Source organism: Kribbella sp. WER1 (assembly GCF_054189145.1).
Genome location: NZ_CM135186.1, coordinates 1,460,286 through 1,472,984, shown reverse-complemented (window position 1 = coordinate 1,472,984; position 12,699 = coordinate 1,460,286). Strand labels below are relative to the sequence as shown.

Below are 12,699 nucleotides of genomic sequence, written 5' to 3'. Positions count from 1 at the left end.
CGCGTGCCTCATCACGCACCAGCGTCGGACACTAGCGCTGCAGGAGGCCCACCGGAAGCGGGCCTCCTGCTCGCGTTATGACTTTGTGCTAGAGATGCCGTTTCACATCAAGCACGGTCACCTGGCCGAGTAGTGAGACTGGATCTGCGCGGCGGTCAGCGCGTACGGATACACGGCCGCCTCGTCGATGCCCATCCCGGTCTGGGTCGCACCGCCGCCGGGCCACGAGTTGTTGTTGTCGTACCCGACCCGCCACCATCCGTAGTACAGCGCCGCCTGGCCGACCTGGGCGGAGCCGCTGAGCGCGCCGTCGACGTACAGCTTCATCGCGCCGTTGTCGTACGTCCCGACGACGTGGTGCCAGTTGCCGTCGTTCTTGCCGGAGACGCTGGTCAGCGTGCGCTGCGCGCCGTCGTTGACGCCGAACACGATCGCGCCGCTGGTCCGCATGTACAGCATCCGGTCGTTGATCACGGTGCTCTGGGTCTTTCCGTTGCTGAAGCCGATGATCCGGCCGCCGCGGTTCGTCCCGCTCTGCTTGACCCAGGCCTCGACCGTGAACTGCTGCGGCATGCTGGACGCCTTCGCGCCGACCATCCGGCCGGTCGTGGTGCTGGTCGTCATCGCGGTGTTGCCCGCGATCGCGCCGGGAACACCGAGCGTGACGCCGGTGAACGGGCCGGTGTTGTTCTGCCCGGAGGAGTCCACCGACGTGGTCGCGCCGGCCGCCTCACCGAGTCGCCAGTACGTCTGCGGCCCGTCCGCGTTGACGATCTGGTCGTACGCCGTGGACGCGGTCGTGGCGACCGTGACCGGGTCGGAGTAGTTGCCGCGGATCGTCGTACTGCCGTCGGTGACCTCGACGCGGTAGTTCGTCGACTCACCAGGTGTCACGTCGGTGTCGGTGTAGCGGATCCACGGCCGGTCCCACGGCGTCGACTTGACCGTCCAGGTCGCGATCGTGGTGTTGCTGAAGCCGCGGAGCAGCCGGTACGTCAGCGTGCTGTCGTCGTTGTCGACCACGGTCGGGAAGTTGATCTGCACGGCGCCCGGACGGACGGAGTACGGCAGCAGCTTGGCCGGCTTGGCCGGAGCCGCACCGGGGAGCGCGTTCGTGAAGTGCGTGAGGCCCTGCTGCGGGGAGCCGTTCACGTTCAGGAAGTCGCCGCCGACCCACAGGTCGTCGCCGCCGGTCCCGAACGCCAGCGGGCCGACGTTGGTCACGCTGTTCGGGTCGGCGTCGGTGTTCGGGTACCACGGGCCGAGGCTGCCGTCGGAGAGCTTCTCCGCGAGCAGGAACCGGTAGTCGAAGCCCTGCGGGAAACCGCCCGCGCCCTGGTTGGCGCAGTCGTGGGCGTGCGAGCCCTTGTAGAGCCAGCCGTTCACGACCTTGACGGCCTCGGTCGCGCCCAGGCACTGGTTCTTCCACTTCAGCGTGTTCGTCGCGATGTCGACCGCCCAGGTGCCGTCGAAGCACCCGCCGCCGTCACCGCCGTTGCCGAAGTACACCGTGTCGCCGCTGGCGTCGATGGTCTTCACCCGCGTCGTGCAGGACCCGTTCGGCGGCGGTACGGCGGACGCGCCGGGGAACGGCAGTACGGCGCCCGTCACCGGGTCGAGGCTGGTCACGGTGTTCTGGCTGGTGCCGTTGACCGTACTGAACTGGCCGCCCGCGTACACCTTGGACGCGTCGTCGGCCGCGTCCACGGCGTACACGTCGCCGTTCACATCCGGCGCCCAGGGCAGCAGCGTGCCGGTGTCGGTGGTGACCGCGGCGAGCCGGTTCCGGGTCTGGCTGTTCACCAGGCCGAACGAGCCGCCGAAGTACACGGTCGTCCCGGAGACGGCAATCGTCTTCACCCGGTACGAGACCGAGGGCTTCCAGTTCGCGACCAGGGCGCCGGTGGCGGTGTCGAAGGCCGCGATCCGGTTGCGGGTCTGGCCGTTGACCGTGGTGAAGTCGCCGCCGACGAAGATCCGCGAGCCGTCCGCCGAGGCGGCGACCGCGTAAACCTGACCGTTCAGCACCGGGTTGAACGCGGTGACCAGGTCACCCGTGTCGGCGTCGAAGGCGGCCAGGTACGCCTGGGCGACCTCGCCGGTCCCGGCCGCGGCGCCGGGCGGCCGGACGCTGGTGAAGCGCCCGCCCGCATACGCCTTGCCGCCGGCGACCGCGAGACCCTGCACGCTGGCGTTGGTCTGCCAGCTCGAGCTGTCGACCGCCGACAGCGACGCCTCCACGCTCTGCGCCGGTGGCGCGAGCAGCAGCGTCGCTGCAACTGCCATCAAGGTCCCGGCGATGCCCAGTTGAATGCGCAGCCGTGTGAACAGCCGTCGTTTCGTCATGTCCCCCCTAGGACAATCCGGCGCCGCCTCACGACGCCGTACGCAAGCTTTCTCCGAAGCTCCCCCGGACAGAGAGTAGAGCACGGGAGCGAGATCGTCTGCCCGGGATCTCGGACCCTGTGGATATCCTGGGGCGCTGACCGCGATCGATTCGAGTGAGGTACTGCATGGAACCGGGCACTGTGGTCTGGCGGGAGACCGCCCAGTCACTGCTTCGGCAGAAGTGGCTGATCATGGGCTGCGTGCTGCTCGGGCTGTTCGGCGCCTCGGTGTTCGCGCTCTCGCAGACCACCCGCTGGACGGCGTCGAGCCAGCTCGTGATCGGCCCGGCCGTGCCGCCGGCGCTGGTCGGGAAGCTGTCCGCCGGCGCGGACAAGACCGGCCCGCTCGGCATGGACCTGCCGGCCGAGACCCAGGCCCGGTTGATCGCCAGCCCGACGCTGCTGAAAGTCGTGATCAAGTCCCTTGGGATGCCGAGCGACGACAAGACGCTCCAGTCCTTGACCGCGGCAACCAAGGTGAAGGCGGTCACCGACAACGCCTACCTGATCAGCACCGACGGCCCGACCGCGCAGAAGGCCGTGGACCGGGCGAACGCGATCGCGTCGGCCTACCTGACGCAGCGCAACAACGAGGCCAAGGGCCTGCTCACGAACCTGGCCGAGCAGGCGCAGGCCCGGTCGAAGACCGCGACCGCGCAGTCCCGCAGCCTGGTCAGCCAGATCAACGAGGCCGTCGGCCGCGGTGACAACCAGACCGCGGCGGCGCTGCGTGACCAGCGAGTCGGCCTCGCGACCGAGGCCCGGCAGGCCGCGGACGACGCGGCCGCGATGCTGAAGGCGCTCTCGGCCGTCGGCGCCGCGAGCCAGCTGGTGGCGCCGGCCACGACCGACACGGCCACCTCGTCGCCGATGGTTGCCCGCGACATCCTCGTCGGCGGCATCCTCGGCCTGGTGCTCGGCTTCGGGCTCGCGCTGCTCCGTTCGCACCTGACGCCGTACATCCTGACCCGGGACCAGGCGGCGCGGGCCGCGAGCGCTCCGGTGATGGCGGCCTCCGAGGGGCATCGCCGCCGGTTCTGGCAACGGTCCGCCCCGGAGCTTCCGCAGTACGAGATCACCGCGCTCGGTGCCGAGGCGAGTGGCGCGCTGGCCCGGCGGGAGCTGAACCCGCGCGCGATCGCCGGCGGCAGCCCCGGCGCGCTGCTGGTGGTTTCCGCGTCCCCGACGCCGAACTCCGCGGGCATCGCGCTGGCGATGGCCGAGGCGAACGCCCGCGACGGCCGCGAGACCCTGCTGGTCCTCGCCGACATCGAAGGTACGCCGGTCCTCCCGCACCTCACCGGCCACGAAGGACTCACCGACCTCGTCAACGAACCGGCCGCCACGCGGGCGATCCGCGCCCGCAAGCTGTTCCGTCCCGGCACCGTCGCGGACCTGTACGTGCTGCCGCCCGGCCTGAACCACGAGGAGACCGCCGAAGCGGTCGGCCCGTCGCTGGTGCCCGGCATCGTCGCGGACCTCCCGCCGGGGTACTCCGTGGTCATCCACGGCCCGGCCTCCGTCGGACGGCACGGGATCTCGCCGCTCGCCGCCGCCGTCGACGCGTCCGTCCTGGTCGTCCAGGTCGGCCTCGACAAGGAGATGGACGTCGCCCGGCTGACCGGTGCGTTGCAGTTCGCCGGCGCCCCGGTGCTGGGCGTCGTACTGATCGGCACGGCGACGCAGGACGAGACGCTGGGTATCCCGCTGAACTACAAGCCGCTGGACTGATGGCTGTGTCCTTGGGGCATTCGGGGACCCTGGCGGCACCCGTCCCGGGCACGGTCGAGAACGCGAACGAGCGACCGGCCTGGTTCTGGCTGATGCTGTGGTGCCTGTTCGTGCTCGGAGTCCAGCCGTGGTCGTCCCGGGTGGCGTCGCCGCAGGGCGACACCGGGTCCACGAACAGCATGGCGAAAGGCCTGCTGCTGGGGGCGATCTTCCTGGTCGCGGTCGCGGCGACCAAGCCCGGGTTCCGGACCCGGGTGAACCCGGCCAGCTGGCTGTACATGATGTACGTGCTGTTCGCGTGCGCGACGGCGTTCCTGCTCGCCGAGCCGATGGGACCGCTGACCCGGCTGGCGCGGTTCCTGATCGGTCTGGTGCTGATCTTCCTGCTCTGGCGGCCGCTGGTCTGGGTACCGGAGCGGCTGGTCCGGGCGCACCTGTGGGCACACCTGTTGCTCGGGGCAACGGTCATCCTGAGTCTGGCGTACTCGCCGTCGGAGGCGTGGCGGCCGCTGCGCACGCTCGGCGCCGGCTACCGCCTGCAGGGTGTCATCATCCCGATGCTGCCGCCGCGCGTCGGCGAGGTCGGCGCGATCCTGCTCGGGCTCGCACTGGTCGGGCTGATCTGCCGCAAACTGGCCACGCTGCCCGCGGTGGCGCTGATCGGGCTCGGCGGCGTACTGATCGCGGCGAGCCGCACCCGGACGGCCGCCGCGGCGGTCGCGGCCGGCCTGGTGATCGCGCTGATCGTGACCCGGAAGACCTGGCTCGGCCGGATCGCCTGCCTGGTCGTTCCTGGCCTGCTGGGGCTCGCGTTCCTCACGATCGGCTCGTTGCACACCTGGTTGCTCCGCGGTCAGGGCACGCAGCAGATCACCTCGTTGAGCGGCCGGACGACGAGCTGGCAGGCGGTCATCGACGAGAAGGTGTCGACGCAGACCATGATCATCGGCCACGGTCTGGGCAACAAGCGGATCCTGCTGCTGACCGGCGAGGGCAACATCGGCGTGATGGCGATCGACAACAGCTGGCTCAGCCTGTACTGGGAGACCGGTCTGCTCGCGGTCGCGATCGTCGCGGTCGCCCTGATCGTCGCGTGGGTGTCGGTGCTGCGCGCGCCCACGCCGTACGTCAAGGCCTCCGGCGCGGTGCTGCTCGGCTACGTGACCGTCGCCTCGCTCAACGAAAGCGGCCTGTCCGACCTGTCGTCGATGACACTGCACCTGCTGGTCGCGGCCGCGATCTGTGACGCAGACCGGCTGCGGCAACGAAGACGACCAGAGGGTGTCTGAGAGCCCTGTGCCCTGTCAGCTGCTCACTGAGTCCTTGTCGAAGCCGGACTGCTGCCACTGCGACCAGGTCAGCGTCTTGCCGCGGTACGCGAACCGGTCGGCGCCCTGGTAGCTGTTCCGGCGGAAGGTGATCGCGCCGGGTTGCGTCGGCGACTTCTTGTTCTCCACCACGCCGAGCGTCGCCGACGGGTTGGTCATCACGATCAGGTTGCCCTCGATCAGCACATTCCGCAGGACGTACGTACCGCGCGGACCGTCGCCGCGGGTCCGGGACTGGATCGACAGCGCGTTCCGGTTGTTCTCGATCAGGTTTCCACGGACCTGTACGTCGGCCGACGTGTTCACGTTGATGCCGCCGCCGTCCCAGAGCGTGCCGCCGGAGCCGCGGCCGGTACCGAACCCGTTGTGCTCGACGACGTTCTGGTCGATGACGCCCGCGTAGCTGATCTCGTACCGGATGCCGTCCGCGGCGTTGTCGCGGATCCGGTTCCCGGTGATCCGGCGGTCGTACTCCGCGATGTCGCTCCACATCCCGACGCCGAGGTTCGCGACGATGTCGTTGCCGCTGACCTCGCCGGAGGACCGGGTGGACTTGATCCCGCCGGACTCCCAGTCCGCGATCCAGAACCCGTCGGTGTTGTTCCGGGTGACGAGGTTCGCGCTGATCCGGACATCCGCGGACTTGTACTGCCCGATGCCGAGCTGCCCGTTGTCGGCGACGGTGTTCCGGCTGACCTCGGCCCGGTCGCCCTGGCTCACCAGGATGCCGACCGCGTGGTTCCAGCGGACCTCGTTCGACAGCACCTTCCAGCCCGGGCCGGCCTGCAGCGCGCCGGCCTGCGGGCGGCTCGCGAAGTGCTCGATCGTCAGCCCGGTGACGGTCACGTCCTCGGCCGTGTTCGCGATCGCGGTCTGGGCGAGCGACATCTCGGTCGCATGCCCGGCCGGGTCGTCGCCGACGTACACGGTGTTCGTGGTGTAGTCACCGTAGAACGTGCCGGGCTTCACCTGGGGGAGGCTCATCACGCGGGTCAGGTGCTTGCCGTCGAAGTACACCTGCTCGCCGCGTTGGCACGGGTTGCTCTTGTTGTCCTCGCACTGGCCTTTGAGTTTGTACGCCGGCGGCAGGACGCCCTGCACCGCCCAGCTCGTGCCCGTGCGCTTCCAGCCGGTCAAACTGACGGCTCCACTGAGCACGGCGCCGGGACGCCCGCCGAGCGTGTCACCTGTCCTCGGCCGGATCGCTTTCGACAGCCGGTGCACGCCCTGCGTGAAACAGAACGTGGTGTTCGCCGGCGCGGCGTCGATGACCGGCTGCGGGTCGGTGCCGACCGGGATCGGCGTACCGCTGCAGGGCTTCGCCGTACTCGGGCCGGTCGGTCCGAGTACGGCGGCGGCCGCGGCCGGGGGAGCGGTGGGGACGGTCACGGTCACGACCTGCGTCGGCTCGGGGGCGGTCCCTTTGCTCGAGCAGCCCGCCACCAACAGCACCGCGGCACCAGCAGCCGCGACGGCCTCACGCCTCATCGCAATCCCTTCCGCAAGATTGCGAGAGACTACCTGTTCGTCAGGTACGTGTCCTTCGCCAGGTCGTACGCGAGCGCCTTCGCGACCTGCAGCGCGTCGTCCTCGTCCAGCCGGTGCTGTACGACGAGATTGGCCAGGTACCCCGCGTCGATCCGCCGGGCCAGGTCATGCCGCGCCGGGATCGACAGATACGCACGGGTGTCGTCGACGAAGCCGGACATGTTGTAGAAGCCGGCCGTCTCGGTTACCAGCTCCCGGAACCGGCGCATGCCGTCCGGGCTGTCCAGGAACCACCACGGCGCACCGAGCCGGACGGCCGGGTAGACGCCGGCCAGCGGCGCGAGCTCCCTGCTGTAGACCGTCTCGTCGACCGTGAACAGCACGAGCCGGAACCCGTCCGCGTGCCCGAACCGCTCGAGCAGCGGCCGTAACGACCGGGTGAACTCGGCCGCGACCGGGATGTCGTGCCCCTGGTCCGGGCCGTACGTCGCGAAGATCGCCGGGTCGTGGTCCCGCAGTACGCCGGGGTGCAGCTGCATGACCAGCCCGTCCTCGGCCGACATCACCGCGAACTGGTACAGCATGTGCCCCGCGAATGCCGCGGCGTCCTCCGCCGTCACGTCACCCTTGAGCGCACCCGCATAGATCCGGGCTGCCTCCGTGTCGCTCAGCGGTACGGCGGCCGCGGTCAGGTGACCGTGATCCGTGGCGCGCGCACCCGCCGCGACGAACGCCTGCCGCCGCTGCCGCAGCGCCTGCAGGAACCCGTCGTACGTCGTGGTGTCCACGTCGGCCAGCTTGCCGAGCTGCGCGATCAGCTCCGGCCAGCCGTCCCGGTCGACGTGCGCGACCGCGTCCGGGCGGAACGTCGGGACGACCCTGCCCGGCAGGTCCTTGTCCAGGCTCGCGTGCTGTGCGAGGTCGTCGGTGGCCGGGTCGGTGGTGGAGATCAGCTCGATGTTGAACCGGTCGAGCAGCGCCCGCGGCCGGAACTCCGGCTCGGCCAGCCGCGCCATGATCTGGTCGTACAGCTCGTCGGCGGTCTCCGCGGACGGGTGCACGGTCAGGCCGAGCACCTCGGCGAACTCGTGCTCCAGCCAGTACCGGCTCGGCGTACCGAGAAACAGGTGCCAGTTCGCGCAGAACTCGCGCCAGATCTCCCGCGGACCGGCGCTCTGCTTGCCGTCCCGGCGGGGCAGGCCGAGCTTGTCGGGGGAGACGCCCTGGGAGACCAGCATCCGGGTCACGTAATGGTCCGGGACGACCAGCAGCTCGGCCGGGTCGCCGAACGGCGCGTCCGCGGCGAACAGCCCGATGTCGACGTGGCCGTGCAGGCAGAGCAGCGGCAGGTCCTTCGTCGAGTCGTGGATCCGGCGCGCGACGTCACGCGCCGGACCGGCCGGCAGGGCGCGGTCCGGATGGGGCTGCAAAGCCTTCGGCATCTGTCCTCCGATGAGCAGTGTCTGAAACAGGCACTGCAAAGGATTGCAGCCGATCCTTGTCCGCACAAGCCATCAGTTCTTGACACAAGCTGCAACCGATTGCAGAATCCTGACCGACTCGTGAGGAGATGAACGTGGCGGCGACGATCCGGGATGTGGCGCGGCTGGCCGGGGTGTCGGCCTCGACCGTTTCGCGCGCGTTGTCGTTGCCCGGGATGGTGAACGCAGCCACCCGCGCGCGGGTGGCCGCGGCCGTCGAGCAGCTCGGGTACGAGCCGAACCGGGCCGCCCGCGGCCTGATCACCGGCCGCACCGGGACGATCGGCCTGCTGGTGCCGGACCTGGCCAACCCGTTCTTCGCCAGCCTCGCCAAGGGTGTGCAGTCGCGCGCCCGGCGGCACGACGTCGCGGTGTTCGTCGCGGACACCGACGAGGACCAGGCCGCCGAGTCCGGACTGGTCCGGGCGCTGTCCAAGCAGGTCGACGGCGTCGTGCTGTGCTCGCCCCGCGGCAGCGACGACGAGCTCGCCGCGATCGCCCAGGACACCGCGGTCGTGCTGGTCAACCGCGCCGCCGCCGGCCTGCCCGCGATCAACTACGACAACGAGGACGGGATGCGCCAGGCCGTCGCCCATCTCGTTGCCCTCGGCCACCGCCGGATCGCCTGGGTCGGCGGGCCGGCCTCGTCCTGGTCCACCCAGCACCGCGGCGTCGGCCTCCGGAACGCGGTCCAGGCCCTGCACGTCGAGCTCGCCCCGGTCGGCAACTTCGCGCCGACGTACGAAGGCGGGATGGCGGCCGCGGACCAGGTCGCCGCGACCGGCGCGACCGCGGTGATCGCCTACAACGACCTGGTCGCGATCGGGCTGCTCGCCCGGCTGCACAGCCGCGGCATCTCGGTGCCCGGCGACCTGAGCGTGGTCGGCGTCGACGACATCGCGATGTCCCGGATGGCCCGGCCGGCGCTGACCACGGTCCGGCTGCCGAAACAGGAGGCGGGCCGGCTCGCGGTCGAGCTGCTGCTCGCGATGCTCGACGACCCGGACGCCGCGACCACCACCCACGGGGATCTGCACGGGGAACTGATCGTCCGGGATTCCACCGGACCGGCACCACAGCACTGATCAACCCGGCCGGCGTTCGCGCCGACCGGGCCCGCCCTGATCCGAGGAGATATCCGATGCATCTGCAGCGGAAGTTCGTCGCCGCCGCCGGCCTGTTGGCTTTGCTGGTCGGCTGCGGCGCCCCGACCCCGAACAAGCCCGCCGCCGACAGTAACGGCGACGTCCCCGACAAGCCGTCGAAGGCGGTGAGTCTGAACATCCTCGACGTGGCCGGCAACCTGCAGCTGACACAGGGCATGATCGACGACTTCGTCAAGCAGCACCCCGACGTGATCTCGAAGGTCACGTACTCGAAGGGCCCGGCGCCCGAGCTGGCCGGCAAGATCAAGGCCCAGCAGAACGCGAACCGGGTCGACATCGACCTGGTCCTCACCGGTACCGACGGGCTCGCTGCCGGTCACGAGCAGGGCCTGTGGATCGACCTGTTGTCGAAGTACAAGGACCGGCTGCCCGGGATGAAGGACTACCTGCCGCCGGCCGCGAAGATGCAGGAGCTGGCCGGCAACGAGGGCGTGACGGTCACGTACTACCCGTCCGGCCCGCTGCTCGAGTACATGCCGTCCAAGGTCGCGTCCCCGCCGAAGACCGCGGACGAGCTGCTCGCCTACGCGAAGGCGAACAAGGGCAAGGTCATGTACGCCCGCCCGGCGAACTCCGGGCCCGGCCGGACGTTCCTGATGGGCCTGCCGTACATCCTCGGCGACAAGGACCCGAAGGACCCGGTCAACGGCTGGGACAAGACCTGGGCGTACCTGAAGGAGCTCAACCAGTACGTCGACTTCTACCCGTCCGGTACCGCGGACACGATGAAGGCGCTGGCCAACGGCTCGGCCAACATCATCGCGTCGACAACCGGCTGGGACATCAACCCGCGGGTCCTCGGCACGGTGCCGAAGGAGGCCGGGATCACCACGATGCAGGGCTTCCACTGGGTGACCGACGCGCACTACGCCGTCGTACCGAAGGGTGTGTCGGCCGACAAGCAGGCGGCGATCCTGCAGCTGCTGCAGTTCATGCTGACGCCCGAGCAGCAGGCCAAGGCGTACGACAAGGGCTACTTCTACCCGGGGCCGGCGATCAAGGGCGTTCAGCTGTCGCAGGCACCGCAGGAGAGTCAGGACGCGATCAACCAGTTCGGCCGTCCGGAGTACGACAAGCTGATTGCAGACAATCCTACGGAGGTTCCGCTGGACGCGAAGGCGCTGGTGGCCGCCTTCGACAAGTGGGACCGCGAGGTCGGCGGCAGCAAGGTCAAGGGCTCGTGAGCGGGTTCGCGCAGCTCAAGCTGGACGGGGTGACGCGCCGGTTCGGGCCTGCGTCCGCCGAAGCTCCGGCGGCACTGTCCGGGCTGGATCTGACGATCGAGCGGGGCGAGTTCATCGCCCTGCTCGGGCCGTCCGGTTGTGGAAAGTCGACGGCGCTCAACTGCCTGGCCGGGCTGCTGCCGCTCACCGAGGGCGCGATCTGGCAGGACGACCAGCGGATCGACACGCTGCCGCCGGAGAAGCGCGGGTTCGGCATGGTGTTCCAGAACTACGCGCTGTTCCCGCACCTGACCGTGCGGGACAACATCGCCTTCGGGCTGCGGATGCGCGGCCTGCCGAAAGCCGAGGTCCAGCGCCGGACGACCGCGGCGATCGAGATGGTGCAGCTGGCGGACCACGCCGGCAAGCTCCCGGGCCAGCTGTCCGGTGGTCAGCAGCAGCGGGTGGCGATCGCGCGGGCGACCGTGCTCGAGCCGGCGCTGGTGCTGATGGACGAACCGCTGAGCAACCTGGACGCCAAGCTCCGCCTGGAGATGCGCACCGAGATCCGCCGGCTGCACCAGTCGCTCGGGCTCACCACCGTGTATGTGACGCACGACCAGGAGGAAGCGCTCAGCATGGCCGACCGCCTGGTCGTCATGCGGCTCGGCAAGGTGCAGCAGATCGGTACGCCGGAGGAGGTGCACACCAAGCCGTCGACGTGGCACGTCGCGGACTTCATGGGGTACCGGAACCTGCTGCCGCTGAAGGTGTCGCAGCTGAACGGTGACCAGGTGACGGTCGACCTCGGCGGTACGCCGATCCGCGGTGCGGCGCAGGGTGCCTTCGGGGTCGGCGACGACGTGATCGCGGCCGTCCGGCCGGAGGACGTGAAGCTCGGCGACGAGGGCGTGAAGGGGCTCGTCGAGGTGGTCGAGTACCAGGGCCGGGAACGGGCGCTGGAGGTCGCGCTGGACGGCGACGTCAAACTGCACGTCCGGACCGAGCGCCGGGTCGACCCCGGGGAGCAGGTAGCCCTGACAGTGACCCCCGGCCGGCTCCTGGTGTACCCGTCATGAGCGCGACCTGGCAGCATCGGCTGGCTGAGCGGGGTGTTGATCGGCGGTTGTGGTTGTTGCTTCCGGCCACGATCTTCGTCCTGCTGCTGTTCGTCTACCCGTTCCTGTACGGCCTCAGCCTCTCGTTCCAGCCGATGAACGGCGGCGGCGTGCTGGCCAACTACACCAAGTTCTTCGGCGACGCGTACCAGCGCGACACGATCGCGACCACGCTGAAGATCGCCCTCCCCGCAGCCCTCCTGAACGTACTGGCCGCGGTCCCGATCGCGTTCCGGCTCCGCGGCCGGTTCCGCGGCAAGCGGCTGCTGACCACGATCCTCGTCGTACCGATCACGCTCGGCACCGTGCTCACCGCGCAAGGCCTGCTGAACTACCTCGGCCCGACGGGCTGGTTCAACCGGCTGCTGCAGACCCTGCAGATTGTTGACAATCCTATTCGACTGACGAACAACTACTGGGGCGTGTTCTTCTCGCTGGTGATCACCGGCTTCCCGTTCGCGTTCCTGCTGGTGCTGTCGTACCTGTCCGGCATCGACCCGACGCTGGAGCGCGCCGCGGCGACGCTGGGCGCGTCCCGGGCACAGCGCTTCCGGCGGATCACGCTGCCGCTGCTGGCCCCGGGGCTGGCGACAACCTTCTTGTTGACGTTCGTACTGGCGTTCTCGGTGTTCCCGTCCGCGGTCCTGGTCGGCAACCCGGCCGGCTCCACCCGGGTCATCTCGCTGGCGGCGTACCAGGCGGCGTACGAGCAGTACGACTACTCGTACGCGTCGGCGATCGCGATGGTGATGGGTGCGGTCGAGCTGATCGTGGTCGCGATCGTGCTGATCTGGCGGTCGAGGTTGTACACCGGATCGACGGGAGGCAAGGGATGAG

General features: G+C 69.7%; 9 protein-coding genes. 6 read left to right on the top strand and 3 right to left on the bottom strand.

Going from position 1 to position 12,699, the window contains the following annotated elements:
* Window positions 1-117: 117 nt before the first annotated feature.
* Window positions 118-2,346, bottom strand: coding sequence for a LamG-like jellyroll fold domain-containing protein (locus ACXJJ3_RS07175; RefSeq protein WP_458169173.1), 2,229 nt, complete (start codon window positions 2,344-2,346; stop codon window positions 118-120).
* A 167-nt stretch (window positions 2,347-2,513) separates the two neighbouring features.
* Here ACXJJ3_RS07175 and ACXJJ3_RS07170 point away from each other — a divergent pair, with 167 nt between their 5' ends.
* Together ACXJJ3_RS07170 and ACXJJ3_RS07165 are read left to right on the top strand one after the other, a co-directional pair.
* Window positions 2,514-4,118 (top strand): Wzz/FepE/Etk N-terminal domain-containing protein, encoded by a 1,605-nt coding sequence (locus tag ACXJJ3_RS07170; RefSeq protein ID WP_458169172.1) that lies wholly within the window; start codon window positions 2,514-2,516, stop codon window positions 4,116-4,118.
* Window positions 4,118-5,407: an O-antigen ligase family protein gene (locus ACXJJ3_RS07165; RefSeq protein ID WP_458169171.1), complete on the top strand. Its 1,290-nt coding sequence runs from the start codon at window positions 4,118-4,120 to the stop codon at window positions 5,405-5,407. Before ACXJJ3_RS07170 ends, ACXJJ3_RS07165 begins: the two co-directional genes overlap by 1 nt.
* 15 nt (window positions 5,408-5,422) lie before the next feature.
* Here the strand turns inward: ACXJJ3_RS07165 and ACXJJ3_RS07160 are convergent, their stop codons facing one another.
* Together ACXJJ3_RS07160 and uxaC are read right to left on the bottom strand one after the other, a co-directional pair.
* The gene (locus tag ACXJJ3_RS07160; RefSeq protein ID WP_458169170.1) at window positions 5,423-6,934 is read right to left on the bottom strand and encodes a right-handed parallel beta-helix repeat-containing protein; all 1,512 of its coding nucleotides are present in this window, start codon (window positions 6,932-6,934) and stop codon (window positions 5,423-5,425) included.
* A gap of 29 nt (window positions 6,935-6,963) precedes the next feature.
* A complete protein-coding gene (gene uxaC, locus ACXJJ3_RS07155; protein ID WP_458169169.1) occupies window positions 6,964-8,376 on the bottom strand; it encodes a glucuronate isomerase in 1,413 nt (470 codons plus the stop codon).
* A gap of 134 nt (window positions 8,377-8,510) precedes the next feature.
* On the opposite strand from uxaC, the gene ACXJJ3_RS07150 reads away from it, so the two are divergent.
* Genes ACXJJ3_RS07150 through ACXJJ3_RS07135 form a run of 4 tightly spaced genes read left to right on the top strand, consistent with a single transcriptional unit; the run spans window position 8,511 to window position 12,698 of the window.
* Window positions 8,511-9,500 carry a LacI family DNA-binding transcriptional regulator gene (locus ACXJJ3_RS07150; protein WP_458169168.1) on the top strand — a complete coding sequence of 330 codons (990 nt, stop codon included), beginning with the start codon at window positions 8,511-8,513 and terminating at the stop codon, window positions 9,498-9,500.
* A gap of 56 nt (window positions 9,501-9,556) precedes the next feature.
* Window positions 9,557-10,765 carry an ABC transporter substrate-binding protein gene (locus ACXJJ3_RS07145; RefSeq protein WP_458169167.1) on the top strand — a complete coding sequence of 403 codons (1,209 nt, stop codon included), beginning with the start codon at window positions 9,557-9,559 and terminating at the stop codon, window positions 10,763-10,765.
* Complete coding sequence (locus tag ACXJJ3_RS07140) at window positions 10,762-11,823, top strand: ABC transporter ATP-binding protein (RefSeq protein ID WP_458169166.1); 1,062 nt, start codon at window positions 10,762-10,764, stop codon at window positions 11,821-11,823. The genes ACXJJ3_RS07145 and ACXJJ3_RS07140 overlap by 4 nt, the downstream gene beginning before the upstream one ends.
* A complete protein-coding gene (locus ACXJJ3_RS07135; RefSeq protein WP_458169165.1) occupies window positions 11,820-12,698 on the top strand; it encodes an ABC transporter permease in 879 nt (292 codons plus the stop codon). The genes ACXJJ3_RS07140 and ACXJJ3_RS07135 overlap by 4 nt, the downstream gene beginning before the upstream one ends.
* The last annotated feature ends 1 nt before the right edge of the window (window position 12,699 follow it).